General features: G+C 67.0%; 25 protein-coding genes. 13 read left to right on the forward strand and 12 right to left on the reverse strand.

Features of this window, described 5'->3' with window-relative positions; genetic code table 11:
- Together ACWCIA_RS11225 and rnk are read left to right on the forward strand one after the other, a co-directional pair.
- The coding region (locus ACWCIA_RS11225) for a transposase (protein WP_454163292.1) at positions 1 to 276 on the forward strand (276 nt) is incomplete at its 5' end.
- Between the two features lie 351 nt (positions 277 to 627).
- Complete coding sequence (gene rnk, locus ACWCIA_RS11230) at positions 628 to 1,035, forward strand: nucleoside diphosphate kinase regulator (protein ID WP_454163294.1); 408 nt, start codon at positions 628 to 630, stop codon at positions 1,033 to 1,035.
- Between the two features lie 15 nt (positions 1,036 to 1,050).
- Here rnk and ACWCIA_RS11235 read toward each other — a convergent pair whose 3' ends face one another.
- Positions 1,051 to 1,437 (reverse strand): hypothetical protein, encoded by a 387-nt coding sequence (locus ACWCIA_RS11235; RefSeq protein ID WP_454163296.1) that lies wholly within the window; start codon positions 1,435 to 1,437, stop codon positions 1,051 to 1,053.
- A gap of 147 nt (positions 1,438 to 1,584) precedes the next feature.
- Here ACWCIA_RS11235 and ACWCIA_RS11240 point away from each other — a divergent pair, with 147 nt between their 5' ends.
- Both ACWCIA_RS11240 and gluQRS read left to right on the forward strand, forming a co-directional pair.
- Positions 1,585 to 2,091, forward strand: coding sequence for a nuclear transport factor 2 family protein (locus tag ACWCIA_RS11240; protein ID WP_454163297.1), 507 nt, complete (start codon positions 1,585 to 1,587; stop codon positions 2,089 to 2,091).
- Positions 2,092 to 2,200: 109 nt separating this feature from the next.
- Positions 2,201 to 3,103 carry a tRNA glutamyl-Q(34) synthetase GluQRS gene (gene gluQRS, locus ACWCIA_RS11245; RefSeq protein ID WP_454163299.1) on the forward strand — a complete coding sequence of 301 codons (903 nt, stop codon included), beginning with the start codon at positions 2,201 to 2,203 and terminating at the stop codon, positions 3,101 to 3,103.
- Between the two features lie 122 nt (positions 3,104 to 3,225).
- Here the strand turns inward: gluQRS and ACWCIA_RS11250 are convergent, their stop codons facing one another.
- From ACWCIA_RS11250 to ACWCIA_RS11260, 3 genes are all read right to left on the reverse strand, one after another.
- Complete coding sequence (locus ACWCIA_RS11250) at positions 3,226 to 3,858, reverse strand: CHRD domain-containing protein (RefSeq protein ID WP_454163301.1); 633 nt, start codon at positions 3,856 to 3,858, stop codon at positions 3,226 to 3,228.
- Between the two features lie 249 nt (positions 3,859 to 4,107).
- Entirely contained in the window at positions 4,108 to 4,569 is a 462-nt protein-coding gene (locus ACWCIA_RS11255) for a DUF421 domain-containing protein (protein ID WP_454163303.1), read from the reverse strand.
- Between the two features lie 86 nt (positions 4,570 to 4,655).
- A complete protein-coding gene (locus ACWCIA_RS11260) occupies positions 4,656 to 5,102 on the reverse strand; it encodes a hypothetical protein (protein WP_454163304.1) in 447 nt (148 codons plus the stop codon).
- A 238-nt stretch (positions 5,103 to 5,340) separates the two neighbouring features.
- Between ACWCIA_RS11260 and ACWCIA_RS11265 the strand changes: the two genes are divergently transcribed.
- Positions 5,341 to 7,287, forward strand: a complete 1,947-nt coding sequence (locus tag ACWCIA_RS11265; protein ID WP_454163575.1) for an alkaline phosphatase family protein — start codon at positions 5,341 to 5,343, stop codon at positions 7,285 to 7,287.
- On the opposite strand, the gene ACWCIA_RS11270 is transcribed toward ACWCIA_RS11265, so the two are convergent.
- The 7 genes from ACWCIA_RS11270 to ACWCIA_RS11300 all read right to left on the reverse strand — a co-directional run bounded on the left by ACWCIA_RS11270 (position 7,269) and on the right by ACWCIA_RS11300 (position 13,916).
- Positions 7,269 to 7,925 carry a response regulator gene (locus ACWCIA_RS11270; RefSeq protein WP_454163306.1) on the reverse strand — a complete coding sequence of 219 codons (657 nt, stop codon included), beginning with the start codon at positions 7,923 to 7,925 and terminating at the stop codon, positions 7,269 to 7,271. The two genes, ACWCIA_RS11265 and ACWCIA_RS11270, sit on opposite strands and share 19 nt — an antisense overlap.
- The gene (locus ACWCIA_RS11275) at positions 7,922 to 9,475 is read right to left on the reverse strand and encodes an ATP-binding protein (RefSeq protein ID WP_454163308.1); all 1,554 of its coding nucleotides are present in this window, start codon (positions 9,473 to 9,475) and stop codon (positions 7,922 to 7,924) included. Before ACWCIA_RS11275 ends, ACWCIA_RS11270 begins: the two co-directional genes overlap by 4 nt.
- Before the next feature lie 85 nt (positions 9,476 to 9,560).
- Complete coding sequence (locus tag ACWCIA_RS11280; RefSeq protein WP_454163309.1) at positions 9,561 to 10,892, reverse strand: sulfite reductase subunit alpha; 1,332 nt, start codon at positions 10,890 to 10,892, stop codon at positions 9,561 to 9,563.
- The gene (locus ACWCIA_RS11285; RefSeq protein ID WP_454163310.1) at positions 10,892 to 11,893 is read right to left on the reverse strand and encodes an FAD:protein FMN transferase; all 1,002 of its coding nucleotides are present in this window, start codon (positions 11,891 to 11,893) and stop codon (positions 10,892 to 10,894) included. The genes ACWCIA_RS11280 and ACWCIA_RS11285 overlap by 1 nt, the downstream gene beginning before the upstream one ends.
- A 41-nt stretch (positions 11,894 to 11,934) precedes the next feature.
- Positions 11,935 to 12,765, reverse strand: a complete 831-nt coding sequence (locus ACWCIA_RS11290; RefSeq protein ID WP_454163312.1) for a DUF4198 domain-containing protein — start codon at positions 12,763 to 12,765, stop codon at positions 11,935 to 11,937.
- 12 nt (positions 12,766 to 12,777) lie between these two features.
- A complete protein-coding gene (locus tag ACWCIA_RS11295) occupies positions 12,778 to 13,302 on the reverse strand; it encodes a DUF2271 domain-containing protein (protein WP_454163313.1) in 525 nt (174 codons plus the stop codon).
- A 14-nt stretch (positions 13,303 to 13,316) separates the two neighbouring features.
- Entirely contained in the window at positions 13,317 to 13,916 is a 600-nt protein-coding gene (locus ACWCIA_RS11300; protein ID WP_454163577.1) for a PepSY-associated TM helix domain-containing protein, read from the reverse strand.
- Between the two features lie 372 nt (positions 13,917 to 14,288).
- Between ACWCIA_RS11300 and ACWCIA_RS11305 the strand changes: the two genes are divergently transcribed.
- The 6 genes from ACWCIA_RS11305 (at position 14,289) to ACWCIA_RS11330 (ending at position 22,427) form a co-directional block, all read left to right on the forward strand.
- Complete coding sequence (locus ACWCIA_RS11305) at positions 14,289 to 17,150, forward strand: 2-oxoglutarate dehydrogenase E1 component (RefSeq protein ID WP_454163314.1); 2,862 nt, start codon at positions 14,289 to 14,291, stop codon at positions 17,148 to 17,150.
- A gap of 93 nt (positions 17,151 to 17,243) precedes the next feature.
- On the forward strand, positions 17,244 to 18,503 hold the full coding sequence (gene odhB, locus ACWCIA_RS11310; protein WP_454163315.1) for a 2-oxoglutarate dehydrogenase complex dihydrolipoyllysine-residue succinyltransferase: 1,260 nt from the start codon (positions 17,244 to 17,246) through the stop codon (positions 18,501 to 18,503).
- Positions 18,504 to 18,611: 108 nt separating this feature from the next.
- Positions 18,612 to 18,998, forward strand: a complete 387-nt coding sequence (locus ACWCIA_RS11315; RefSeq protein ID WP_454163317.1) for a PspC domain-containing protein — start codon at positions 18,612 to 18,614, stop codon at positions 18,996 to 18,998.
- 18 nt (positions 18,999 to 19,016) lie between these two features.
- Entirely contained in the window at positions 19,017 to 20,450 is a 1,434-nt protein-coding gene (lpdA, locus tag ACWCIA_RS11320; RefSeq protein WP_454163318.1) for a dihydrolipoyl dehydrogenase, read from the forward strand.
- Between the two features lie 148 nt (positions 20,451 to 20,598).
- On the forward strand, positions 20,599 to 21,696 hold the full coding sequence (zapE, locus tag ACWCIA_RS11325; RefSeq protein WP_454163319.1) for a cell division protein ZapE: 1,098 nt from the start codon (positions 20,599 to 20,601) through the stop codon (positions 21,694 to 21,696).
- Between the two features lie 23 nt (positions 21,697 to 21,719).
- Positions 21,720 to 22,427, forward strand: coding sequence for a hypothetical protein (locus ACWCIA_RS11330; protein WP_454163320.1), 708 nt, complete (start codon positions 21,720 to 21,722; stop codon positions 22,425 to 22,427).
- A gap of 40 nt (positions 22,428 to 22,467) precedes the next feature.
- Here ACWCIA_RS11330 and ACWCIA_RS11335 read toward each other — a convergent pair whose 3' ends face one another.
- Entirely contained in the window at positions 22,468 to 23,265 is a 798-nt protein-coding gene (locus ACWCIA_RS11335; RefSeq protein WP_454163321.1) for a PP2C family protein-serine/threonine phosphatase, read from the reverse strand.
- Between the two features lie 177 nt (positions 23,266 to 23,442).
- Between ACWCIA_RS11335 and ACWCIA_RS11340 the strand changes: the two genes are divergently transcribed.
- Together ACWCIA_RS11340 and ACWCIA_RS11345 are read left to right on the forward strand one after the other, a co-directional pair.
- Positions 23,443 to 23,643 carry a YdcH family protein gene (locus ACWCIA_RS11340; RefSeq protein WP_056333185.1) on the forward strand — a complete coding sequence of 67 codons (201 nt, stop codon included), beginning with the start codon at positions 23,443 to 23,445 and terminating at the stop codon, positions 23,641 to 23,643.
- Between the two features lie 40 nt (positions 23,644 to 23,683).
- Complete coding sequence (locus tag ACWCIA_RS11345) at positions 23,684 to 25,723, forward strand: ATP-dependent DNA helicase (RefSeq protein WP_454163323.1); 2,040 nt, start codon at positions 23,684 to 23,686, stop codon at positions 25,721 to 25,723.
- Positions 25,724 to 25,834 lie beyond the last annotated feature (111 nt).

Raw genomic sequence — 25,834 nt, forward strand, 5'->3', positions numbered from 1 at the left:
CTGGGGCTGGTGCCGGTCCAGTGGGAATCGGGATCGTCGGTGCATGGACGCCCGCGCATGTCAAAGGCAGGGCCTGCGCACTTGCGCAAACTGCTCTACATGCCAGCGGTAACGGCACGACAGTGCAACCCACACATCAAGGCCCTTGGCGAGCGCCTGCTCGCCAAGGGAAAACCCATGATGGCCGTGATCGGCGCCTGCATGCGCAAACTGGCGCACCTGTGCTTCGGCGTGATCCATACGGGGAAACCTTATGACCCGACTTTCGCCATGTAAGGCTTGACGAGGAAGACGGTATCTACATTAACGATTCGCAGACGCCCATGGATCCATCGAGCTATTGCCAGCGCTTTGGTTCGTCCCTGAACGAGGGAGGTCGACGCACGTCCGCGCATCGCGTTGCCATGCAACGCTTCCTGTCCCCGATTTGCGCAGTGGCTGCACGCGCCGTGCGCCTGCGCGCGCGAGACCTCGCCTGGCTCTCCCGGGCTCGGTGAGGAAACCCCGGCCGGCCCCGCGCCACCCCTCCTCCCGAGCCACCTCCACCGTATCGACCTTGCCCTGCCGCTGGCAGGCGCATTTTCTTTCTTTCGGCTGCAGCATGCAGCCACACTATTGGAGTCAAACATGAGACCACCTATCGTCGTATCCTCGCTCGACATGGAGCGTCTGGAAGCCCTGCTCGATTCGCTGCCCGCCGCCCAGGCCGGCACACGCGACAACCTGATGGAGGAACTGGCGCGGGCCGACCTGGTCGAGCCGGAGGACATGCCGGCCGATGTCGTGACGATGAATTCGCGCGTACGCTTCGTGCTGGACCATGCGAGCGAGGAGTTCGACATGTCGCTGGCCTACCCGAAGGATGTCGATGGCGCGCCCGACAAGCTGTCGGTGCTCACGCCCGTGGGCAATGCGCTGCTGGGACTGAAGGTGGGCGAGACCATCGCCTGGACCCGTCCCGACGGCGGACGTTTCGAAGTAACGGTGCGCGACATCGTCTACCAGCCGGAGCGTGCCGGCGACCTGCATCGCTGACGCCTGGCGCCCCCGCTAGCGGCAGACCCCGCGCAGCTTCGCGACCGCCACGAAGGGCAGGGCAATCCAGCCGCTGAGGAAGAAAGTCGGCTGGTTGCGCAGGCCGTCGGCATGCAGGCAGACCGGCAGCCTGGCGCGGGCGAAGTCCTGCGAGAACTCCTGGTAGGGCGCGGCGCCGAGGGTGTCGGCTGCGCGGCGGCGCGGGTTCGGATCCTGTTCGGCAGGCAGGTCTGCGATGGCGGCGCGGATGGCGTCGCGGTCGAGCCGTGCGCGCAGCGGCAGGGCGGCCGTGGGCACTTCGTCGAGGGCGGCAGGCCGTGGCGCGGCTGGAGGCTCGGGTGCCGGTTCGGCGCGGGTTGCCCCCAGGGCAAGGCAGAGCATGCAGGCAACGAGTGGGCGCATAGTCGGCAGCAAATAAGTTTGCAGAAAAAGGAAGGGGCAAGCGTTGTTGCCAAATGTACACGACAATTGGTTAAATTTGTCATGCTGTACATTTAGTTACATATGGCTGTGTACAATCGGATTTTTCAGCCACCTCGCTGCGCGCCCATGAAACGATTGCTCCTTGCCTGTTGCATGCTGCTCTGTTCGCTTGCGGCGCATGCCGATCCCGCGCTCAAGCGGCAGGTGAACGCCTTCGTCGACCGCTGGCACTCCGACGCGGCGAACTCGCGGGCGGTGTACTTCGACAAGATCGCCAAGGATGGCGTCTACATCGGCACCGACAAGACCGAGCGCTGGCGCCGCAACGAATTCAAGGCCTGGGCGAAACCGCATTTCAAGCGCAAGTCGGCCTGGGCCTTCAAGCCGATCAAGCGCCACATCGCGTATTCCGAAGACAAGAACATCATCTGGTTCGACGAACTGCTCGACACGAAGATGGGCATTTGCCAGGCCAGCGGTGTGCTGCGCCGCAAGGGCAAGACCTTCGAGATCGTCCATTACCAGCTGTCGATGGCGGTACCGAACGAGGTCGGCAAACAGGTGACGCGCCTGATCAAGGATTACGAAGCGAAGGATGGCTGGAAGGGAACGTCCATGAAAGGGGCGCGCTGAGCTTCACGGCAGCCGCCGTCCGTTCGCCGCCGGATGCCCAGGTGCCGGCACGGTCATGTGGGCCTGGCCTGTGGTATCGTGTTGCCCCTCGAATTCATCCGCACAGAACGTGAGCAAGCCTTACATCGGACGCTTTGCACCATCGCCAACCGGACCCCTGCATGCGGGTTCGCTGGTGGCCGCGGTCGCCAGTTACCTCGACGCGCGCGCGCATCGCGGCGAGTGGCTGGTGCGTATCGAGGACATCGACGAGGGGCGCAGCGTGGCCGGCGCCGACGAGGCCATCCTCGGGCTGCTGCAGTCGCTCGGCATGGATTCGGACCGCGAAGTGGTCTGGCAAAGCCGGCGCAAGGAGCTGTACGCCGCGGCGGCCGAGCGACTCGGCCAACACGCCTATGCCTGCGGCTGCAACCGCCGCGAGATCAACGATTCGCGCCTGGGCGTCGGCCCGGACGGCGCGGCCATCTATCCCGGCACCTGCCGGCCCGGCCTGGCGCCGGGGCGCTCGATGCGCAGCCTGCGCCTGCGCGTGCCCGACGAAGGCGGCGACACCATTACCTTTACCGACCGCTTCATGGGCACGCTGACCCAGCGCCTGGCCAGCGAGTCGGGCGACTTCGTCCTCAAGCGTGCCGATGGTTATTGGGCCTACCAGCTGGCGGTCGTCGTCGACGATGCCGAACAGGGCGTCACCGACGTCGTGCGCGGCGCCGACCTGATCGATTCGACCGCGCGCCAGATCTACCTGCAGCGCCTGCTCGGCGTGCCGACGCCGCGCTACCTGCACGTGCCGGTCGTGCGCAATGCCAATGGCGAAAAACTGTCGAAGCAGACCGGGGCGCTGGCGGTGCTGCCCGGCGATGAAGCGGCGGCCGTCGAGGCCTTGCTGGCGGCTGTGCGCTTCCTCGGGCTGCCGCTCGAGCGGCCGGGTTCGGTGGCCGGCTTCTGGGCGGCGGCGGTTCCTGCGTGGGCGGCGATGCTGGCCGAGCGGGAAGCCTGCGTCGGCACATAGTCAGCGAACGCGTGGAGTCAGGAGGCTCGGCGCCCCCCTCACACCCTACGTCTGGCGCGATTCGTAGGGTGGAGTCCTGACTCCACGCGTTTGAGAGCGTCGCACGCCCCTACTGCCTGAACTCAACAAATCGCCGGGCCCGCGCTACCCGTCCCCCATTTCGCCCGCCGCCGCGCCATCATCCCCAGCCCCGCCAGGCCCAACCCGAGCATGCCCCAGGTCGCCGGTTCGGGAATCGGCGCCGCCACCAGGAAGCCGCGGATTTCGCCGGCCGGGAACTGCGTGGTATGGATGTTCAGGTAGGCCGTGTTGTCGCCGATGGCGTCCAGCAGCGCCGCGCTGGCCGAGGCCGGCGTGCCGCCGAAGGCTGCGAGGAAGCTCGGGTCGTAGGTGGAGGCGTCGCTCAGGTCGAAGGCGTGGCTGTAGCTGCCGCCCCGCGCCTCCAGCGGAAAGTCGGGGAAGGGAATGGCGATCGGCGCAGTGCCGGTGAAGGCGTCCATGGTGCAGCAGTGGATGTGGGCCATCGTGCTGCCGGCCAGCAGGTCGCGGAAGGGCACTTCGGCGCGCATGATGTTGCCGTCGAATTCGAAGGTCGCGATGCTCGAGCCGGGCGAGGCGTTGGGCGGGGCTTCGAGCTGGCCGCTGGCCACGGCCCGGGTGAAAGCGCCCTCGGCCTGGGCCTGGACTGCCGCGGGCGCGAGCGCCGCAGTGGCAAGCGCGGCCACGAGCGCCAGGGTGGATAAACGGTGTTTCATGGCATACCTCCTGATTAGGAAAGAATCCAATGCGCGCCACGGCGTGACGCTGCTTAAAAACTTAGCACGTCAGGAAGAGCATCAACACACGATACGGATGGGCAGCAGCCGCTGAGAAATCTGTGCGGGAAGAAGTTGAATGACGGAAGAGATACGGCGGCGGGGCGTGGACATGATACGGTTTTTCATGCCCGCCTTCCCCGGCTGAATCATATGGCCGCCAGGGCCGAGGCGGCACCGGCAAACCGTTTATTTCTTTTGCTGGATGGTGATCTCGCCGTCCGCCTCCAGGAAGGCGCATTGCATGTCCTCGCGCTTGCAATCGGCCGCGCGCAGTGACTGTTCGAGGTCGGATTCGGTGATGCGGCAGCGCTTGACCACCTTGTCGAAGAACTTGCCGTCGCGCCCGATCAGCACCGCCGTGCCGTCGAGCATGACCGACATGCGCCGGCTGTGCGTCGACAGCAAGGCGACCAGGGTGTTCAGCAGGATCAGCGTGGCCGCGATGATCAGGCCGCCGCCCAGCGAATCGTCGCCGCCGGACAGGGAATTCGAGACCGCCTCCGACAGCAGCAGCATGACGAGCAGGTCGAAGGGCGTGAACTGGCCGACCGTGCGCCGGCCCGACAGGCGCACCATCAGCAGCAGCGCCAGGTAGACGACGCCGCCGCGAACGACGAATTCCCACCAGGCCAGATCCATGTCGAACATAAGCACCCCGCACGATGTAAAACCGATGAGCCGATTCTAATCATTTTGCCAACAGGACGCCGTTCGCTTCGGCTGCGCCAGGCTCTTCAGTCGTCGAGCCGGTAGCTGCGCAGCTGGAACACCATGCGGCCGGCCACGCGTTCGCACACTCCGCTCATCGTTTCGCGCGGCCCCAGCTGGACGGTGACGCTGCTGCCGTTGGCTTTGGCGGCGCAGGCGGCGTGGGCCTGCTCGGGGATCTCGGGCAGGGCCGGCGGTGCGGGCGGCGCCGGTGGAAGCGCGGGCAGGGCGGGGGCCGCCGGCACGGCCGGCACCGGGGGCAGCGGCGCCAGGGCATGCGTCCTACCATGCAGGCTCGGCGGTGCGGGCGGCGCCGGGGCGGCGGGCGGGGCAGGTGGCGCGGGCGGGGCGGGCGGCGCGGCGCAGGGGCCGCTCTTTGCCGGCTTGCAATCGATACGGACTGCCGCTTCGGCAGCACCGGCGGCGCCGGCGGCGCAGAACATGGCAACGAGGACGAGGATGCGTGGGGTCATGGAGTTCTCCTTCCGGTTCGGCGCGCACGGGGCGGCACGCCACGGGAGCCATCGTGCCTGCGAAATGTGGAGGAAAAATGGAGGCTGGACGGCGAAGCCATGGCGCTTGCCGGTCGTCGCGCCGATGCGCCGTGTGCGTGCCCGGGCCGTTCGCCGTGTCTGCTACACTGATCCGTTCATCACACCAGCATAGTGCACCCGATTGATCCAGACACCTGTCCCCGAGGGCCTGCCGCCCGTGCTCGCCGGCCCCATCCTGCGCCGCCTCGAGCCGGGCCGCCTGGTGCTATGGCTGGTCGGCAGCGCGCCGCTCGACCTGAGCCTGGTGCTGGCACCTAAGGTAGCTGCGGAAGGCGCACCCCTGCGCCTGGCTTTGGATGCGCGCCGCTGCCGCGTGGTACGCGTCGGCCGCCACGCCTGCGTCCACCTGATCGACGTCGCGCTGCCCGAACCCCTGCCGCAGGACACGGTCATCGAGTACGACCTGCTCGTCAACCAGGGCGATGGCAGGGAGGCCGGCATCGCGCAGTGGGCGCCGCACCTGCTGCATGCCGGCGCTGCGCGGCCGAACCTGGTGCTGCGCAGCCGCAGCGACAATATCCTGTTCGGCTCCTGCCGCAAGCCGCATCATCCCGCGCGCGACGGCCTGGCGCGCGCCGACGCCTTGCTGGCCGATCACATTGACCGGGCCGACGAGCGGCCCGCCATGCTCATGCTGTGCGGCGACCAGGTGTATGCCGACGATGTGGCGGGTCCGATGCTGGCGGCGGTCCACGCGCTGATCCGCCGCCTGGGCCTGTATGGCGAATGCCTCGAAGGTGCGGTGGTCGCCGACAGCGAGGCGCTGTACCGCCATCCGGCCGGTTACTACCGGCGCGAAGAGCTGCTGCCTGCGTTCAAATCCAATGAGGCGCTGCGCGACCGCTTTTTCGGCGGCAGCGAAAAGCCGATCTTCACCACGGCCAATGCGCACAACCACCTGGTGACCCTGGCCGAGGTGATGGCCATGTACCTGCTGGCCTGGTCGCCCGTGCCATGGCAGCTGGTCGCGGATGCGCCCGCGCCCCCGTTGGAGCCCCGGCATGCGGAACGCTGGCGGCGCGAGTCGGCGCTGCTGGCAGGCTTTCGCCGCGACCTTCCCCAGGCCGCGCGGCTGCTGGCGCACGTGCAGACCCTGATGATCTTCGACGACCACGACATCACCGACGACTGGAACCTGTCGGCCAAGTGGGAACGCACGGTGTACGAGCACCCATTCGCCCGCCGCATCGTGGGCAATGCGCTGATCGCCTACATGCTGTGCCAGGGCTGGGGCAACCGTCCCGATGTGTTCCAGACGGCGCTGGACGAGCTGGCGGCGCTGGCTGCCACGGCTGCTCCAGATGACCGGCTGGACGCACCGAGGCAGGACGCGCTGATCAAGCGCCTGCTGTCCTTCCGCCAGTGGGACTTCATCGTCCGGACGACGCCCACGATCATCGTGCTCGATACCCGCACGCGGCGCTGGCGCAACCGGCGCCGGCCCGGCCATCCGTCGGGCCTGATGGATTGGGAGTCGCTGTGCGAACTGCAGCACGAGCTGCTGGACGAAACGGCGGCCGTCATCGTCTCGCCGACGCCCATGTTCGGGGTCAAGCTGATCGAGGTGGTGCAAAGGGTGGCCACCTTCGCCGGCCTGGCCCTGACCGTCGACGCCGAGAACTGGATGGCGCATCGCGGCGCGGCCAGCAGCATGCTTAACATCTTCCGCCATACGCGCACCCCAGCCAATTACGTGGTCCTGTCGGGCGACGTGCACTACTCCTTCGCCTACGATGTCGAGGTACGGGAGTCCGACCGCATGCCCCATGTCTGGCAGATCACCAGCAGCGGCATCAAGAACGAATTCCCGCGCCGCCTGCTCCACTGGCTCGATCGCCTCAATCGCTGGCTGTACTCTCCGCGCTCGCCGCTGAACTGGTTCACCCAGCGCCGCGATCTCGCCCTCACGCCCTACCTGCCCGACCGGCGCCAGCATGGCGAGCGCGTCTGGAACGGCGCCGGCATCGGCCAGGTGTGGCTCGACGCCCAGGGGCGGCCGGTGCGCATCGTGCAGCACAATGCCGATGGCCGGCCGTCGACCCGCTTCCTGGCGCCGGAGCAGGAAGCATCCGCCGTCGTGCGCTCTCAGCCTTCGAAGCGGTAGCCGACCCCGTAGATCGAATGGATCGGCTCCAGTCCCGGCGCCGCGGCATCGATCTTGCGGCGCAGGTTCTTGATGTGGCTGTCGATGGCGCGGTCGGTCGCCTCCAGGTTGTCCTGGCGGACCAGCTCCAGCAACTGCGCGCGCGAGAACACCTGGCCGGGCCGCCTGGCCAGCGCCGCCAGCAGCCCGAACTCGCTCGGCGTCAGTTCCAGCAGGCGGCCGTGGATGGTGGCGCGGCGGCTGGCGTCGTCGATGGCGATGCTGGACAGCGCAGGCCGCGCGCGCCGCAGGATCGCCCGGATGCGCGCCATCAGTTCGCGCGGGCTGAACGGTTTGCACAGGTAGTCGTCGGCGCCCGTGTCCAGGCCCAGCAGGCGGTCGATTTCCTCGACCCGCGCCGTCACCATCACGATCGGCACCTCGGAAAAGGCGCGCACGGCGCGGCACAGCGCGATGCCGTCCAGCCCCGGCAGCATCAGGTCGAGCACGACCAGGGCCGGCACTGCGGCGCGGATCGCGGCCAGCGCCTCGGCGCCGTCGGCGAACACGGTGGGTGCGTAGCCGCCGGCGCGGACATAGTCGGCCACGAGTGACGCCAGTTCCGGCTCGTCCTCGACAATGTAGATGGCTGCGCTCATGGAAGGTCCAGTTCGAACGAGAGCGTCGCCCGCAGTCCGCCCAGCGGCGAATGCGCGAAGGCCAGCCTTCCTCCTTGCGCCTCGGTCAGGCGCAGGCACAGGGCCAGCCCGAGCCCGGCGCCGCCGCCCGCACGGCTGCGCGAGGCATCGACGCGGTAGAAACGCTCGCCCAGGCGCGGCAGGGCGGCATCGGGCACGCCGGGCGCGCTGTCGTCGATGGCCAGGTGCAGCCAGCCGCCGTCGATCGCCGCCGACAGCTGGATCCGCCCGCCGGCCGACGTGTAGCGCAGGCTGTTCTCGAACAGGTTGCGCAGCACCTGGCGCAGGCGGTGAGGGTCGGCCTGGACGATGGCGTGTTCGGGCGCCGCCCCGAGCTCCAGCGCCAGCCCGGCCGCGGCCAGGCGCTCGCCGAAGGCCTGCGCCTCCTGGGTGGCGAGCAGCCACAGGTCGAGCGGCTCGCGGCGCAGTTCGAGCGCATGGATGTCGGCGCGCGCCAGCGCGTACAGTTCGTCGATCAGCTTGTTCAGCGCCAGCACCTGGCGCAGCATCGCTTCCACGTGGACCGGATCGGCGCTGCGCACGCCGTCCTGCACCGCCTCCAGCTGGGCGCGCAGCACGGCCAGCGGCGTGCGCAGCTCGTGCGAGGTGTCGGCCACCCACTGGCGGCGCGCCGCCTCGGTACTCGCCAGGCGCCCGGCCAGCATGTTGAAATGGCCCGCCAGTTCGCCCAGCTCGTCGCTGCGGTCCTCAGGCAGGCGAGTCTCGAAGCGGCCCTCGGCCAGCGCGCGGGCGCCATCGGCCAGGCGCCCGATCGGACGCCGGAAGTGGGCCGCCAGCATCGTCGCCGCCAGCGCGCTCAGGAGGACGCCGGCGATGGCGATCGGCCACAGGCTGGCTTTCAATTGCTCCAGGAAGGCATAGGCCAGCGCATCGGTCGGCCGGGCAGTGGGCGCCACCGCCAGGTAGCCGACGGTCTTTCCGCCGACGAGGATGTCGCGGCGCGCCAGCGGCAGGGTGCCGGGCTGGGGGCCGGCCAGCCAGGCGCCTTGCGCGTCGAGCAGGGTCACGCGCTGCTGGAGGCTGGGCGCAGCGCCGGCATCGGCAGCGGCGGGCGCGGGAGGCGGCAGCGGCGGCAGGGGCGGCGCAGGCGGAGCGGGCGGGGCCGGCGTGGCGGGAAGAGCGGGCAGGGCGGGGACGGGGGGAACCGCCTTGACCGATGGGGCCGGCGGCACTGCGCGAGGAGCAGCGGCGGGCGCCGGCGGAGGCGGCGCATGCGCCCGCGCCTCGCGTTCGCCCTGCAGCCGCCCCAGTTCCGCCGCGATCCATCCGCGCCTGTCCTCGCCGGGAATGAAACCCCAGCCGCCGTGCCGAGCGTAACGCCGCGCGAGACCCGTGTTCAGTTCTTCCAGCCGGTCGAGTTCGATCCCGGTGGCATACACGCTGAAGCTTTCCAGCACATTCTGGCGCAGCAGGAAGACGGCGCTGGCCGTCACCGCCAGGATGGCGAGCAGGACGGAGGCAAACAGGCGCAGGCCGATCGATATCTTCAAGGAGAGCCGAAAAGAGGAGTGAACGGGGCCATTCTAGGCGAAGCCGGGCCGGCAGTCACCGGGCGCTGCAGCATGCGGCCGATCTTCAATACACGTCGCGCCGGTAGCGTCCCTGTGCCGCCAGTTCGTCGAGGGCTTCCGCCCCCAGCGCCGCGGCCAGCGCCTCGTGCACGCCGGCGGCCATGCCCTGCAGGCTGCCGCAGACATAGATGGCTGCACCGCGCGCGACCCAGGCGCGCACCTGCTCGCCCTGTTCGGCCAGCACGTGCTGCACATAGCGTGGCTGCGTGCCATCGCGCGAGAAGGCGAGGTCGAGGCGCGCCAGCTTGCCGGCGCCAGCCCAGGTTTCGAGCTCGTCGCGGCAGAGGAAGTCGTGTGCGGCATGGCGTTCGCCAAACACCAGCCAGTGATCGTGGACGCCGGCGTCGATGCGTGCCTTCAGGTGGGCGCGCAGGCCGGCCAGGCCGCTGCCGTTGCCGACCAGGATGAGGGGACGCCGTGCATTGTCGCCCAGGCGGAAGCGGGCATGCGGACGCACGCGCAGGGCGACGGTGTCGCCGACCCCGGCGCCCAGGCACAGCCAGCCCGAGGCGGCGCCAGGGCTGCCGTCGGCATGGCGCTGCAGCCGGACGAAGAGGACGATGCCGCCTTCACTTAATACCGACGCGATCGAGTACTCGCGCGGCAGCGCCGGATCGGCCGGCGCGCTGACCTGCACCAGGTCGCCCGCTTCCCAGTCGGGCAGAACATCATCGGCCGGCTGCAGGACGATGCGGTAGAGCGGGCCGCCGGCGCTGCCCGGGTTCATCAGGGTGCGCTCGAGGATGCGCCAGTCGCCGTAGGCGGGCGCTTCCCAGTCGGGGGCGTCGCTGGTGCCGGCCAGGTGGCTGAGCTGGTGCTGCCAGGCGGAGATCGCGTCCGGGTTGCCGCGGTCGACGTCGATGCGTTCGAACAGGGGCGTGGCGCCCCGTGCGCGCAGCCAGCCGTCGAGGGCGCGGCCGAAGCCGCAGTAGTTGGCGTAGCTGCTGTCGCCCAGGGCCAGCACGCCGTAGTGCAGCCGGGAGAGGTCGGCGTCGGCGGCCATCGTCACCCCGGCAAAGCGGGCCGCCGTGTCGGGCGAATCGCCCTCGCCATAGGTGCTGGCGATGAACAGCGCGCGGGTGGCGCCGGCGAGCGTGGCGGCGTCGAGCGCGGAGATGCACAGTGCGCGCGCCGACAGGCCGCCGGTGGTGAGCGTCGCGGCCGTCTGCCGGGCCAGGTATTCGGCATTGCCGGTCTGGCTGGCGTAGACGACGAGCCAGTCGGCCTCGCCAGCGGCGGCGACGGCCTTCGGACGGCGCAGCATGGCCGCGCACATGCCGCCGTAGGCCAGCAGGAGGGCGAGGGCACTGCCCCAGCGCACGGGATCGATGGTCATCATTGGAGCATGGCGCGGTATGCGCTGGTGGTCACTTCTTCCAGCCGGCCTGCACCGCGCAGCAGCAGGCGGCTTGCCAGGCCGCGTTCCTCGGCAAAGGCGAGGCCGGCATCGGGGCCGAGCACGGTGATGGCGGTGGACAGGGCGTCGGCCGCCATGCAGCTCGCGTGCAGGACGGTGCAGGAGGCGACTTCGTTGGCGATCGGGCGGCCGCTGCGCGGGTCGATGGTGTGCGAGGCGATGGTGTCTCCGATGGCAAATTGGCGCCGGTAGTCGCCCGAGGTGGCGATCGCCAGGCCGTGCAGGGCGGCCACGGTGGCCTCGGTGTCGTGATCCGGCACGCTTTCCAGCTCCACCCACCAGGGCTGGCCGTCGGCCTTGAGGCCGGCGCCGCGCAGTTCTCCGCCGATCTCGGCCACGTAATGGCGTACGCCGTGCTGCTCCAGGCACCAGGCCAGCCGGTCGACGGCATAACCCTTGGCGATCGAGGACAGGTCGAGCTGCAGGCCGCCCGGCTGCAGCAGGCGGGCACTGTTGCGGTCGAACTGCGGGTGGCGGGCGGCGCGCAGGGCGAGCGCCTCTTCCACGGCCTCATCGGAGGGCGGCGTGTAGCCCGGCTGGTCATGGCGCCCGCTTGGGCCGAAGCCCCACAGGTTGACCAGCGCGCCGGCGAACGGATCGTAGGCGCCGCCGCTCACGCCGGCCACCGCCAGCGCGTAGTCCAGTACTTCCACGAAGCGCGGCGGCAGCGCGTGCCAGCTGCCGGCCGGGGCGCGGTTGTAGCGGCCCAGGGTCGACTCCGGCTCCCAGTGGCTCATCTCGGCCACGATGCCGTCGAGCTCGCGCTGCAGCTGTTCGTCCAGGCGGCTGCGCACCCCGGGCGGCACCATCATGCGCGCCGACCAGCTGGTGCCCATGGTCGAACCGGCGGCATCGGTCAGCACGCTGCCGGCAGGCGGCAGCGTGGGATCGATGTCGAGGGGGACGAGGACGTTGCGCATAAAAGAAAGGACGCGCCTGAAGCGCGCCCGGATACCCGCTTTTATTCAGGCAGCACTTCGAGCGTGGCCGTGTAGGCGTAGCGGCGCGATTCCGGCGGGCCGGCGTCGGGGCCGGGGCCCTTGCCGGCATTGGCCGGCCAGGTCGCGTTCATCCAGTACATGTTCGCGGCCGGGAGCTTGAAGCTGGCTTCGCCCTTGGCGTCGGTGGTGAGGCGGATCTCGCCGTTGACGCCGCGGTACTTGACGCCGCCCGGCACCAGGCTGAAGGGCAGGTTCGGCATCGGCTTGCCGTCGAGCTGGAAGCGCACGCGCATGGTTTCGCCGGCGTGCAGCTCGTTCGGGTGGGTCAGCGGCACCATTTCCAGACCGACGCCGGTCGGCTTCAGGGCGCCGTCGCTCGGCTCATGGGCCGTGACGAAGGTTTCGATGCGCGCATGGGTGATCGCCTTGCGTACCTCGGTGGCGCCGGCCGGCACTTCCTTGGCGAAATTGGCTTCGCTGCCGCGGAAACGCTTGACCTCGTTGCCGACCTTGTAGCTGCCCATCACGTTGTTGCTGACGAGGGCGATGCGGTAGGTGCCTTCTTTTGGGAGCGGCAGGTCGATGCTCGAGCGCATTTTGCCGACCACCGGGGCCGGGGCGGGGGCGGTATTGCCGTCCGGATCGGTGACGGTCGCGCCTTCCATGCGCAGCGGCACGTGGTTGATCTCGAACAGGCCGTCCGAGACGGCGCCGTCGATGGTGACCCAGGCTTCCTTGGTCTCGACGATGGTCGAGGTCGGCAGCATCCAGCCGCGGTGGGCGCTCGCGCCGCCCGCGGTGGCCGCCAGGATCAAAGCCAGTACACCATGCTTGATGAAGGTATTTTCCACTTGTCGCTCCGTTTATTTAATTTGAATGGAGACTGCACCCAGTTCTTCCTGTCCCTTGGCGTTCGCCGCGACCGTGCCCTTGGCCGGCAGCGTGAACGGCACGCGCACCAGCTCGCGCCCGCCCGCTTCGCGCGCCGCCTCGACGACCAGCTTGTAGTCGCCGGCCGGCAGCTTGTCGATGCCGGTGCGCGCCGGGCCGAAGCTCAGCGTGTGGGTGCCGGCGGCGCGGGTGGCGCCGGAGACGCCGTCGATCGGCAGCTTGGCGTCGCGGCCGGCCTTGCGCCACCAGGTGCGCATGTCCTTGACCCACTTCTCGCCGCCGTTGTCCTTCTTCTTGATGTCGTACAGCACAGCCAGGGTCGAGGCGATGCCGCCGTCGGCCTTTTCGATCCACATGGCGACGTAGGGCTTGTGGTACTCGGCCACGTTCAGCTGCGGCAGTTCGAACTTCACCGACAGGTCGGCGGCCACGGCGCCGGCGGAGATCAGCGGCAGGGTAAGCGGCAGGGTGAGCGCGAGCGAGGAAGACAGTTTCATGCAGTGCCTTATTATTAATGGATGAACAGGAGCGCCAGCACGGCCGGCAACACGATGCCGAAGCCGATGACGGGCCAGGTCGACGGCCGGTTGGCCGCATGGATTTTCAGGATCAGGAAACCGGTGATGCAGAACACCAGGCAGGCCAGCGCGAAGATGTCGATGAACCAGCTCCACACCGGGCCCGTGTTGCGCCCCTTGTGCAGGTCGTTGAGCCAGGAGATGGCGCCGCGCGAGGTGAGTTCGTATTCGGCCTTGCCGTCGAGCCCGACGCGCAGCCAGGCGTCGCCGCCGGGACGGGGCAGGGCGATGTAGGCATCTTCCTCGCTCCACTCGGCGGAGCGGCCGCGCAGGTCGACCGGGAAGGCTTCGTTCGCCCATTCCACCAGCTGCGGCGGCACCGGGGCCTCGCCGTCGACGTGCTCTTCGGCGTAGCTGCGCAGGGCGGGCAGCAGGGCGGCCGGCACCTGGGCGGTGCTGCGCGTGACTTCCGGTTTGGATTCGATCTGCGCCGCGTGGTTCAGCGTGAAGCCGGTGATGCTAAAAAGCAACATTGCCATCAAACAGATTGCCGAGCTGATCCAATGCCATTGATGCAAGGTCTTCAACCACATGGATCGGCGCGCGCCGGGCAGGGCCGAGGACGGCGCTGCACTGGCGGTAGGGGCGGGACCCGGCGGGTTCTGGACAGACATGCAAGCTTCCTGTTGAGTGTTCGATGCAAATGATAACGATTATCATTTAGCGGGTCAACAAAATTCATCCGGAGGCTTATGCATTCCATATGTTGCGTTACAATACCCGTCGCTATTGCGCAGAGTCAGAAGATTCTTGCTCAGTAACATGGGGCCTTCAGAAATACCCCATTAGTCCTTCCCCCACAACTTGATGTCTTGTAAGTGCGATCCGCTAACCGGTCAGGCCGTGTCGCGGAAGGTTAGATTAACCCGCCAAACTCGCGAAGCGCGAAGAAAAGGTGAGCAAGAATGAAGCAACAACAGACTGCCAACTCGTACCTGTTCGGCGGTAATGCGCCGTACGTGGAAGAGTTGTACGAAGCCTACCTGAACAATCCAGGCTCCGTGCCGGACAACTGGCGCGCCTATTTCGACAGCATGCAGCACGTGCCTGCGGTCGACGGCAGCGCCCGCCCCGACGTGATCCACTCCTCGGTCATCGCCTCGTTCGCCGAGCGCGCCAAGCAGGGCCCGATCCGCACCGTCAGCGCCAACGCCGAAGCCGACCCTGAAATGGCACGCAAGCGCGTCGCCGTGACCCAGCTGGTCGCCGCCTACCGCTACCTCGGCTCGCGCTGGGCCAACCTCGATCCGCTGCAGCGCCAGGAGCGCCCGCCGATCCCGGAACTGGACCCATCGTTCTACGGCTTCACCGACGCCGACCTCGACACCAAGTTCAACATCTCGAACACCTATTTCGGTGGCGAGACCGCCTCCCTGCGCGACCTGCTGCAGATGCTGCGCGACACCTACTGCCGCTCGATCGGCGCCGAGTTCATGTACGTCTCGGACCCGACCGAAAAGCGCTGGATCCAGGAGCGCCTCGAGTCGATCCGTTCGACCCCGACCTTCTCGGCCGAAAAGAAGCGCCACATCCTCGAGCGCCTCACCGCTGCCGAAGGCCTGGAGCGCTACCTCCACACCAAATACGTCGGCGCCAAGCGCTTCTCGCTCGAAGGCGGCGAGTCCTTCATCGCCTCGATGGACGAGACCATCCAGCGCGCCGGTGAAAAGGGCGTGCAGGAAATCGTGATCGGCATGGCCCACCGCGGCCGCCTGAACGTGCTGGTCAACACCCTGGGCAAGGCACCGTCCGAGCTGTTCGAAGAATTCGAAGGCAAGCACGCCGACGACCTGCCGTCGGGCGACGTCAAATACCACCAGGGCTTCTCGAGCGACATCTCGACCCCGGGCGGCCCGGTCCACCTGTCGCTGGCCTTCAACCCGTCGCACCTCGAGATCGTCAACCCGGTCGTCGAGGGTTCGGTCAAGGCGCGCATGGAACGCCGCGGCGACCGCAAGGGCAAGGAAGTGCTGCCGATCCTGGTGCACGGCGACGCTGCATTCGCCGGCCAGGGCGTGGTCATGGAAACCCTGAACCTGGCGCAGACCCGCGGCTACGGCACGGGCGGTACGGTCCACATCGTCATCAACAACCAGATCGGCTTCACCACCTCCGACCCGCGCGACGCCCGTTCGACGCTGTACTGCTCGGACGTCGTGAAAATGATCGAAGCGCCGGTCTTCCACGTCAACGCCGACGATCCTGAAGGCGTCGTGCTGGCTACGCAAATCGCGCTCGACTACCGCGTCGAATTCGGCAAGGACGTCGTCGTCGACATCGTCTGCTACCGTAAACTCGGCCACAACGAGCAGGACACCCCGGCGCTGACCCAGCCGCTGATGTACAAGAAGATCGCCAAGCACCCGGGCACCCGCAAGCTGTACGCGGAAAAGCTGTCCACGCAGGGCACCATCCCGGCCGACGAAGGCGACAAGCTGGTCGCCGCCTACCGCGACGCGATGGACGCCGGCAAGCACACGGTCGACCCGGTGCTGACCGACTTCAAGAACAAGTACGCCGTCGACTGGGCGCCGTTCCTGAACAAGAAGTGGACCGACGCGGCCGATACCGCCGTGCCGCTGACCGAACTCAAGCGCCTGGCAGAACGCATCACCAAGGTGCCGGAAGGCTTCAAGCCGCACTCGCTGGTCGAAAAAGTGCTGGCCGACCGCGCCGCCATGGGCCGCGGCGAGATGAACCTCGACTGGGGCATGGGCGAACACCTGGGCTTCGCATCGCTGCTGTCGTCGGGCTATGCGATCCGCCTGTCGGGCCAGGACGCAGGCCGCGGCACCTTCGTGCACCGCCACGCCGTGCTGCACGACCAGAACCGCGAGCGCTGGGACCAGGGCATCTACCTGCCGCTGGCCAACGTGTCGGAAAACCAGGCACAGTTCACCGTGATCGACTCGGTGCTGTCGGAAGAAGCGGTGCTCGGCTTCGAGTACGGCTACTCGACCGCCGAACCGAACACGCTGACCATCTGGGAAGCCCAGTTCGGCGACTTCGTCAACGGCGCGCAGGTCGTCATCGACCAGTTCATCGCCTCGGGCGAAGTGAAATGGGGCCGCGCTTCGGGCCTGGTCATGATGCTGCCGCACGGCTACGAAGGCCAGGGTCCGGAACACTCGTCGGGCCGCATCGAGCGCTTCCTGCAGCTGTGCGCGGACAACAACATGCAAGTCGTGCAGCCGACCACGGCCGCGCAGATCTTCCACCTGCTGCGCCGCCAGATGGTGCGCCAGTTCCGCAAGCCGCTGGTGATCTTCACGCCGAAGTCGCTGCTGCGTAACAAGGACGCCGGCTCGCCGCTGACCGACCTGGCCAAGGGCGCCTTCCAGACCGTGATCGGCGAAACCGACGAGAAGATCGAAGCCTCGAAGGTCAAGCGCGTGATCGTCTGCTCGGGCAAGGTGTACTACGACCTGGTCGGCGCGCGCAAGACCCGCGGCGTCTCGGACGTGGCGATCATCCGCCTGGAACAGATGTACCCGTTCCCGCACAAGTCGTTCGCTGCCGAACTGAAGAAGTTCAGCAACGCCACCGAGATCGTGTGGGCACAGGACGAGCCGCAGAACCAGGGTCCGTGGTTCCAGATCCAGCACAACATCTTCGAAAACATGGACGAAGGTCAGCGCCTGGCTTACGCCGGACGTCCGGCATCGGCCGCACCGGCTGTCGGTTACTCCGACAAGCACGTGGCGCAGCAGAAAGAGCTGCTCGATACGGCATTCTCGAAGCTCAAGGGTTTCATCCTGACCAAATAAGCTGAGCCTGAACCGGCCGCCCTTGGGCGTCCGGTTCTTGACGTTTTCCTCGTCAGTTTTCCTAGACCAAAGAATAATTTAACGGAGTTTCACATGGCACAAATCGAAGTCAAGGTCCCCCAACTGTCGGAATCGGTTGCTGAAGCAACCCTGCTGTCCTGGCACAAGAAAGTCGGCGAGCCAGTCTCGCGCGACGAAAACATGATCGACATCGAAACCGACAAGGTGGTCCTTGAGCTGCCGGCACCGAGCGCCGGCGTGATCGTGCAACTGCTCAAGGCCGACGGCGCGACCGTCGTTGCCGGCGAAGTCATCGCCATCATCGATACCGAAGCCTCGGCCCAGACCAGCCCGCTGGAAGTGAAGGCCATCCCGTCGGCCGCACCGAACGCACCGATCGCCGCCGCACCTGCCGCTGCTCCTGCCGCCGGTGGCTCGATGTCGGGCGTGGCCATGCCGGCCGCCGCCAAGATCCTGGCCGACAACAACATGAGCGCTGCCGGCATGGACGGCTCGGGCCGCGACGGCCGCGTGACCAAGGGCGACGCCCTGGCCGCAGTCGCCAACAAGCCAGCCGCCGCACCGGCTCCTGCTCCAGCAGCCGCCAAGCCAGCCCTCCAGCAAGTCGCCGCACCGAGCGTGAACCTGGGCGACCGTCCGGAAGAGCGCGTGCCGATGAGCCGCCTGCGTGCCCGTATCGCCGAGCGCCTGCTGCAATCGCAACAGACCAACGCGATCCTGACCACCTTCAACGAAGTGAACATGGCCCCGGTCATGGACCTGCGTAACAAGTTCAAGGACAAGTTCGAGAAAGAGCACGGCGTCAAGCTGGGCTTCATGTCCTTCTTCGTCAAGGCCGCCGTTGCCGCACTGAAGAAGTACCCGATCCTGAACGCCTCGGTCGACGGCAACGACATCGTCTACCACGGTTACTTCGACATCGGTATCGCTGTCGGTTCGCCGCGCGGCCTGGTGGTGCCTATCCTGCGCAACGCCGACCAGCTGTCGATCGCCGACATCGAGAAGAAGATCGGCGAATTCGGCGCCAAGGCCAAGGACGGCAAGCTGACCCTGGAAGACCTGTCCGGCGGTACCTTCTCGATCTCGAACGGCGGCGTGTTCGGCTCGATGCTGTCGACCCCGATCATCAACCCGCCACAGTCGGCCATCCTGGGCATCCACGCCACCAAGGAGCGCGCTGTCGTCGAGAACGGCCAGATCGTCATCCGCCCGATGAACTACCTGGCGATGTCCTACGACCACCGCATCATCGATGGCCGCGAAGCCGTGCTGGGCCTGGTGGCCATGAAGGAAACCCTGGAAGATCCATCGCGCCTGCTGCTGGACTTGTAATCAGGGAAAACGGTAGAAGATAGGCCTTGTAGCCGGGACACGCGCGCCGGCGGCGCGCGTGTCCACCCCAGGCATTTCCGCCGACGCTGACCTGTTTGGAGGAATACCATGATCTCCGATGAAATCCGCCGTTTGCACGAACTGCACCAGGCGGGCGCCCTGAGCGACGCCGAATTCGAGCAGGCCAAGGCGAAAGTCCTGGCCGGAGCCAGTGCGGGAGAGCGTGCGGGTGAACGCGTGAGCCTTAACAAGGATGGCAGCGCCACCGGCAACGGCTACGGTACTCCGGGTGCGGGCACGATCGAGACCCAGTTCAAGCGGCTGCGGCGCTCGCGCGCCGACCGTTGGCTCGGCGGCGTGTGCGGCGGGCTGGAAGTCACCTACGGCATCGAATCCTGGATCTGGCGCCTCATCTTCACCGTTTTTACCCTGATCACCTCCGGTTTCGGAGCGCTGGTGTATCTGCTGATGTGGATTTTTGTCCCAGAAGAATAATTTAGGAAATCATCATTCATGAGTAACGAAAAGCAATTTGACGTCGTCGTCATCGGCGGCGGTCCTGGCGGCTACATCGCCGCCATCCGCGCAGCCCAGCTGGGCTTCAAGACCGCCTGCATCGACGAGTGGAGCAACGCGGCGGGCAAGCCTGCGCCAGGCGGCACCTGCACCAACGTCGGCTGCATCCCGTCGAAAGCCCTGCTACAGTCGTCGGAACACTTCGAGCACGCAGGCCACGCGTTCGCCGAGCACGGCATCAATGTGTCGGGCCTGGAACTGAACCTGCCGCAAATGCTCAAGCGTAAGGACACCATCGTCAAGCAGAACAACGACGGCATCCTGTTCCTGTTCAAGAAGAACAAGGTGTCCTTCTTCCACGGCCGCGGTTCGTTCGCAGGCAAGGCCGAAGGCGGCTACACCATCAACGTCAGCGGCCCGACGACCGAGACGCTGACGGCGAAGAACGTCGTCGTCGCCACCGGTTCGAACGCACGCCAGCTGCCGGGCGCGGAATTCGACGAAAAGCTGATCCTGTCGAACACCGGCGCACTGGCGATCGACGCCGTGCCGTCGAAACTGGGCGTGATCGGCGCCGGCGTCATCGGCCTGGAAATGGGTTCGGTGTGGCGCCGCGTCGGCGCGGACGTCACCGTGCTCGAAGGCCTGCCGACCTTCCTGGGCGCCGTCGACGAGCAGATCGCCAAGGAAGCGCACAAGCTGTTCACCAAGCAGGGCCTGAAGATCAACCTGGGCTGCAAGATCGGCGCGATCACCAAAGGCGAGAACAACGTCACCGTCGCCTACGCCGACAGCACCGGCGCCGAGCAGACCGCGACCTTCGACCGCCTGATCATCTCGATCGGCCGCGTGCCGAACACGACCGGCCTGAACGGCGAGTCCGTCGGCCTGCCGCTGGACGAGCGCGGTTTCGTGATCGTCGACGACGAATGCCGCACCAGCCTGCCGGGCGTGTGGGCGGTCGGCGACGTCGTGCGCGGCCCGATGCTGGCGCACAAGGCTGAGGAAGAGGGCGTTGCCGTCGCCGAGCGTATCGCCGGCCAGCACGGCCACGTCAACTTCAACACGATTCCTTGGGTGATCTACACCTCGCCGGAAATCGCGTGGGTCGGCAAGACCGAGCAGCAGCTCAAGGCCGAAGGCGTCGCCTACAAGGCCGGCACCTTCCCGTTCATGGCCAACGGCCGTGCGCGCGCGCTGGGCGACACCTCGGGCATGGTCAAGTTCCTGGCCGATGCCACGACCGACGAAATCCTGGGCGTGCACATCGTCGGCCCGGTTGCTTCGGAACTGATCTCGGAAGCCGTCGTCGCCATGGAATTCAAGGCCTCGTCGGAAGACATCGCCCGCATCTGCCACGCGCACCCGTCGCTGTCGGAAGCCGTCAAGGAAGCGGCGCTGGCGGTGGACAAGCGTTCGCTGAATTTCTAAGGCAATACCTGACGCATCCGTAGGGTGGACGGGTCTCCCGTCCACGCGTTCAAACCACGCGTTCCGGCCCGCTCCGTGGCTTGCGACTGTGCGTTGAACGCGTGGACGGGGAACCCGTCCACCCTACGTTTTTATACGATTGCATTACATGAACGTCCAAGAGTTCTACCAGCACGCCCTCACCGAGCGCGGCTTCACATCCGACCCCGCCCAGCAGGCTGCGGTCGACCGCCTCCAGCAGGCGTACGACGACTGGGTCCAGTACAAGGCCCAGCGGTCGTCCGCTTTCAAGCGCCTCATCAACCGTCCCGACGTGCCGCGCGGCGTCTACATGTGGGGGGGAGTGGGGCGCGGCAAGTCCTTCCTGATGGACAGCTTTTATTCCGTCGTGCCCGTGGTGCGCAAGACGCGCCTGCACTTCCACGAATTCATGCGCGCCGTCCATGGCCAACTCGATGAACTGAAGGGCGTGGCCGATCCGCTCGACGAAGTCGCCAAGCGCATCGCCAAGAAGTACCGCCTGATCTGCTTCGACGAGTTCCACGTCTCGGACATCGCCGATGCGATGATCCTGTACAACCTGCTCACGGCCCTGTTCAACAACGGCGTGAGCTTCGTGATGACCTCGAACTACGAACCGTCCACGCTGTATCCGGACGGCCTGCACCGCGACCGCATGCTGCCGACCATCGCGCTGCTCAAGGAAAAGCTCGATGTGCTCAATGTCGACGCCGGCAACGACTACCGCAAGCGCGCGCTGGAGCAGGTCCAGGCCTACTACACGCCGCTGAACGCCGCCTCCGACCACGCCCTGCGCGATGCCTACGCGAAAGTGGCCGACACCGCCGACGAAAACCCGATCGTGCACATCGAGAACCGCGAAATCCGCGCGCTGCGCCGTGCCGGCGGCGTGATCTGGTTCGATTTCGCCACCCTCTGCGGCGGCCCGCGCTCGCAGAACGACTACCTGGAACTGGCCACCCGCTTCCATACGGTGATCCTGTCCAGCATCCCGGCGATGTCGGCCGGCCAGTCGTCCGAGGCGCGCCGCTTCACCTGGCTGATCGACGTGTTCTACGACCACAAGGTCAAGCTCCTGATGTCGGCGGCGGTCGAGCCGGAAGAGCTGTACACGAAGGGCGTGCTGTCGAACGAATTCCACCGTACCGTCTCGCGTATCATTGAGATGCAGTCGCGCGAGTACATGCTGGCCGAACGGCGCGGCGCGGCCGACGCGATTGCCTGAGACGCAAAAGAACAAGGAAGAAAATGAGAACAGCACAGTCCACCTTGCGTACCACCCTGGCTTTCCTGGCCTGCGGCTTGCTGGCCGCCTGCGCGTCGAATCGTGCCGCGCCGCCGAGCGACGCCGTGCAGCCGACCACGTCGGTGGCCCAGGCCGACCAGCGCCTGGCCGACGTCGCCGCCGAGCGAGCCGCGATCGAGTCGCGCTACGCCGCGCGCGAGGCGGTCTGCTACGACAAGTTCTTCGTGAATAACTGCCTGGAAGAAGCTAAGGAACGCCGGCGCACGGCGCTGGCAAGCCAGCGTGCGATCGAGGTCGAGGCCGAGTACTTCAAGCGCAAGCACAAGGTCGAGGAACGCGACCGCGCGATGGCGCAGGCCGAGGCGGAATACAAGGCCGAGGAAGCCCGCGCAGCCGCCGAGCCGGCGCCGGCACCGAAGACGACCACCCCGGTGCCGCCGCCGCGCCCGACCGCGGTCGCCAAGCGCATGGCCGAGCGCAACGCGCGGCTGCAGAAGGAGGCCGCGGCCGCCCCGGCGGAGGCCGCCAAGCGTGCCGAGAACGCCGCCGAATTCGAAGAGCGCCGCCGCAAGTCGGAAGAACGCCAGCGCGAAGTGGCCGAACGCAAGGCCCAGCGCGAAGCCAAGCGCGCGGCCGCCGCGGCCAAGGCCGAGCAGGAAAAAGCCGCGGCCAAGGCAGCGGCGGAGAAGGCGGCCGCAGAGGGACGCTAACTGCGCGCTGACTGAGTGCCGAACTGAGCGCCAGGGAAGATCAGCGGTTGATGGCGGGCGAGAAGATGTTGCCGCTCTCCGCCACCGGCTTCACCAGCTTCACGATCGCCATCGAGCAATTGCCGCCTTTGCCTTGCGAGCGCTCGGTGGCCTTGTCGATCAACATTTCCGAGGCCTGGCGCGGCGTCGAACGGCTCAGCGCAGCGGCCAGTTCGGCGTCGGTGAAGAAATGCCAGAGGCCGTCCGTGCAGAGGAGGAAACTGTCGCCCGGCGCCAGGCCCATCTGCCAGCCGACCGTGACGAACGGTTCCTTGCGGCTGTTTCCCAGCACATTGAGCAGCAGTTTGGAGCGGCGGTGGTTGCGCGCAGCCTCGGGCGTCAGCCTGTCGAGCGATTGCAGGTGGGCGATGTAGGCGTCGTCGTTGGTGCGCATGGCTGGCTGGCTATCGTCGAAGCGGTACAGGCGCGAGTCGCCCACATGGGCCCAGGCCGCTTCGCCATGGGGCGACAGCACCAGGCCGACGAAGCTCGCGTGCGATTCCTCGCCGGTGGTGACGGCGTTCATCTTGATGACGGTATGCGTTTCCGCGACGATGTCGCGCAGCAGCTGGCCCAGGCGCTCCGGATTGGCCGTCTCGCCGGGCTTGAATTCGTCGAACACATGGCGCGCGGTGTGCAGTACCTGCTCGCTGGCGGCGGCGCCGTTGATGCCGTCCGACAGCACGGCGAGGACATAACCCGGCGCGCGTGCACCGGTCAGCAGGGCGACCCGATCGTTCTGCCGCGGACGGTGACCGATGTGTTGCGCGGTGCCCGCTTCGATCTTGAAGAGATTCATAAACTTTGATGCTTTCCGTGGCTCAGGAGCCAATCTTTGTTGGCGGCAACGTCGCTCTAGATTAAACTATGCACCGAGAAGCCTCCGTGTTGCAAGCCGCAGAGAACATTTCGGCACAGCGCCCGCCTGATGTAGCCACCGCCCCGCCTTGTTGAAAATTCGTTTGGAACCGCCATCATGACCGATGTCCAAGACATCCAGCGCCGCATTATCGAACTCGACGTGGAACACCGCGACCTCGACGCGGTCATTGCGATGCTGACCGCCGATGGCCATGCCGACCAGCTTCAGCTGCGCCGCCTGAAAAAGCGTAAACTACAGCTGAAAGACCACATCACCTTGCTGAAGATGCAACTCGTGCCGGACGTGCCGGCCTGATTGCTTTCGCATCCCGCATTTAGCCCCAAAGGCGCCCATTTTGACCGATCACCTTCCAGTGCCCGGCGCCGCCGAGGCGTCTGCAGACATTTCCGCCGACGCAGCCAGCTACGCGCCCGCCGGCAAGCATGATGCCGAGCTCGACCGACTGTTCGGGGCCGGCGGCCCGCTTGCGCCCGCCGTCGGCACCTTCAAGCCGCGCACTTCGCAGACCGAAATGGCCAAGGCCATCGCGGCGGCCATTTCCGACCAACAGGTGCTCATGGCCGAGGCCGGTACCGGCACCGGCAAGACCTTCGCCTACCTGGTCCCGGCACTGCTGTGGGGCGGCAAGACCATCGTCTCGACCGGCACCAAGAACCTGCAGGACCAGCTCTTCCTGCGCGACATCCCGACCATCCGCAAGGCTTTAAAGGCCCCGGTCTCGGTGGCGCTGCTCAAGGGCCGCTCGAACTACGTCTGCCACTACCACCTGGAACGCACGCTGCAGAACGGGCGTCTGACCTCGCGCGACGACGTCGGCCACCTGCGCGAAATCTCGCGCTTCATCAAGATGACCAGCTCGGGCGACAAAGCCGAGCTGGCCAAGGTGCCCGAGAACGCCTCGGTCTGGAACCTCGTCACCTCCACGCGCGACAGCTGCATGGGCGCCGAGTGCCAGTACTACCAGGACTGCTTCGTGATGAAGGCGCGCAGGGAGGCCCAGCAGGCGGACGTGGTCGTGGTCAACCACCACCTGTTCTTCGCCGACGTGGCCTTGAAAGATACCGGCGTGGCCGAGCTGCTGCCGTCGGCCAACACCATCATCTTCGACGAGGCGCACCAGCTGCCCGACACCGCCACGCTGTTCTTCGGCCAGTCGGTCTCGACCTCGCAGGTGCTGGAACTGTGCCGCGACGTGCTGGCCGAGGGCCTGGCCCATGCGCGCGCGGGCGTCGACTGGGCCAAGGTCGTCACCGTGGTGGAAAAGGCCGCGCGCGACCTGCGCCTGACCTTCCCGGAAGGCGGCACGCGGATGTCCCTGCCGCAGGTGCCGCCGACCTCGAACTTCTTCCCGGCGCTCGACAAGCTGAAGGAAGAGCTCGACAGTATGATCGACGTGCTCGAAGAACAGGCCGAGCGCGCCGAGACGCTCGAGGCATGCCGTGTGCGCGCGGTCGAATTGAAAGCGGCCTACGATGCCTGGAAGGCCGACCCGAAAGGCAAGGTCGTCGAAGGCGACCAGGCCGTGCTGTGGGTGGAGGCCTTTGCGTCCTCGCTGCAATTGCACAAGACGCCGCTGTCGATCGCGCCGATCTTCCAGAACCAGCGCGAAGGCACGCCGCGCAGCTGGATTTTCACCTCGGCGACGCTGGCGGTGAAGAACGACTTCAAGCATTTCTCGGAGCAGATGGGCCTGACCGGCGAGCCGGCGCGTACCTGGCCGAGCCCGTTCAACTATGGCGAACAGGGCGTGCTCTACGTGCCGACCGGGCTGCCGGAACCGAACTCGATGGGCTATACCGACGCCGTGGTCGACCACGCGCTGCCGGTCATCGAGGCGGCCGGCGGGCGCACCTTCTTCCTCTGCACGACGATCCGCGCCGTCAACCGCGTAGCCGAACGCCTTCGCGCCGAGTTCGCCGACCGCGGCCTGGACTTCCCGCTCTTCGTGCAGGGCGAGCGCGGCCGCACCGAACTGCTCGACTCGTTCAGGAATGCCGGCAACGCGGTGCTGGTCGGCAGCCAGAGTTTCTGGGAAGGCGTCGACGTGCGCGGCGACGCGCTCTCGCTCGTCATCATCGACAAGCTGCCCTTCGCCCCGCCGGACGATCCGGTACTGGCCGCGCGCATCGAAGTGATGGAAAAGCAGGGCATGAACGGTTTCATGCACCACCAGCTGCCCGAAGCGATCATCACCCTCAAGCAGGGCGCCGGCCGCCTGATCCGCGACATCGACGACCGCGGTGTGCTGATGATCTGCGACCCGCGCCTGATCAGCAAGCCCTACGGCCGCCGCATCTGGCAGAGCCTGCCGCCGTTCAAGCGGACGCGGGTGCAGCAGGAAGTGATCGATTTTTTCAAGCCGACGGCGGAATAACTTGGCGAGCCGCCCTTGCCCCGTAGGGTGGGCACCCCGTGCCCACGCGGAATGATGATCATGGTTAGCCGGAATCGCTGAGCAGCGTTAAGGTTTCCGAAGAGCGCTAAC

The organism is Massilia sp. SYSU DXS3249, assembly GCF_053668055.1.

What these genes read in the sequence shown, in the direction of transcription:
- ACWCIA_RS11285 (WP_454163310.1), bottom strand. Translation starts at nt 11,893, where the DNA reads ATGCGCAACGTCCTCGTCCCCCTCGACATCGATCCCACGCTGCCGCCT.
- ACWCIA_RS11305 (WP_454163314.1), top strand. Translation starts at nt 14,289, where the DNA reads ATGAAGCAACAACAGACTGCCAACTCGTACCTGTTCGGCGGTAATGCG.
- ACWCIA_RS11295 (WP_454163313.1), bottom strand. Translation starts at nt 13,302, where the DNA reads ATGAAACTGTCTTCCTCGCTCGCGCTCACCCTGCCGCTTACCCTGCCG.
- ACWCIA_RS11335 (WP_454163321.1), bottom strand. Translation starts at nt 23,265, where the DNA reads ATGAATCTCTTCAAGATCGAAGCGGGCACCGCGCAACACATCGGTCAC.
- ACWCIA_RS11250 (WP_454163301.1), bottom strand. Translation starts at nt 3,858, where the DNA reads ATGAAACACCGTTTATCCACCCTGGCGCTCGTGGCCGCGCTTGCCACT.
- ACWCIA_RS11330 (WP_454163320.1), top strand. Translation starts at nt 21,720, where the DNA reads ATGAGAACAGCACAGTCCACCTTGCGTACCACCCTGGCTTTCCTGGCC.
- ACWCIA_RS11270 (WP_454163306.1), bottom strand. Translation starts at nt 7,925, where the DNA reads ATGAGCGCAGCCATCTACATTGTCGAGGACGAGCCGGAACTGGCGTCA.
- lpdA (WP_454163318.1), top strand. Translation starts at nt 19,017, where the DNA reads ATGAGTAACGAAAAGCAATTTGACGTCGTCGTCATCGGCGGCGGTCCT.
- ACWCIA_RS11255 (WP_454163303.1), bottom strand. Translation starts at nt 4,569, where the DNA reads ATGTTCGACATGGATCTGGCCTGGTGGGAATTCGTCGTTCGCGGCGGC.
- ACWCIA_RS11235 (WP_454163296.1), bottom strand. Translation starts at nt 1,437, where the DNA reads ATGCGCCCACTCGTTGCCTGCATGCTCTGCCTTGCCCTGGGGGCAACC.
- rnk (WP_454163294.1), top strand. Translation starts at nt 628, where the DNA reads ATGAGACCACCTATCGTCGTATCCTCGCTCGACATGGAGCGTCTGGAA.
- ACWCIA_RS11240 (WP_454163297.1), top strand. Translation starts at nt 1,585, where the DNA reads ATGAAACGATTGCTCCTTGCCTGTTGCATGCTGCTCTGTTCGCTTGCG.
- zapE (WP_454163319.1), top strand. Translation starts at nt 20,599, where the DNA reads ATGAACGTCCAAGAGTTCTACCAGCACGCCCTCACCGAGCGCGGCTTC.
- ACWCIA_RS11280 (WP_454163309.1), bottom strand. Translation starts at nt 10,892, where the DNA reads ATGACCATCGATCCCGTGCGCTGGGGCAGTGCCCTCGCCCTCCTGCTG.
- ACWCIA_RS11340 (WP_056333185.1), top strand. Translation starts at nt 23,443, where the DNA reads ATGACCGATGTCCAAGACATCCAGCGCCGCATTATCGAACTCGACGTG.
- odhB (WP_454163315.1), top strand. Translation starts at nt 17,244, where the DNA reads ATGGCACAAATCGAAGTCAAGGTCCCCCAACTGTCGGAATCGGTTGCT.
- ACWCIA_RS11260 (WP_454163304.1), bottom strand. Translation starts at nt 5,102, where the DNA reads ATGACCCCACGCATCCTCGTCCTCGTTGCCATGTTCTGCGCCGCCGGC.
- ACWCIA_RS11315 (WP_454163317.1), top strand. Translation starts at nt 18,612, where the DNA reads ATGATCTCCGATGAAATCCGCCGTTTGCACGAACTGCACCAGGCGGGC.
- ACWCIA_RS11300 (WP_454163577.1), bottom strand. Translation starts at nt 13,916, where the DNA reads ATGTGGTTGAAGACCTTGCATCAATGGCATTGGATCAGCTCGGCAATC.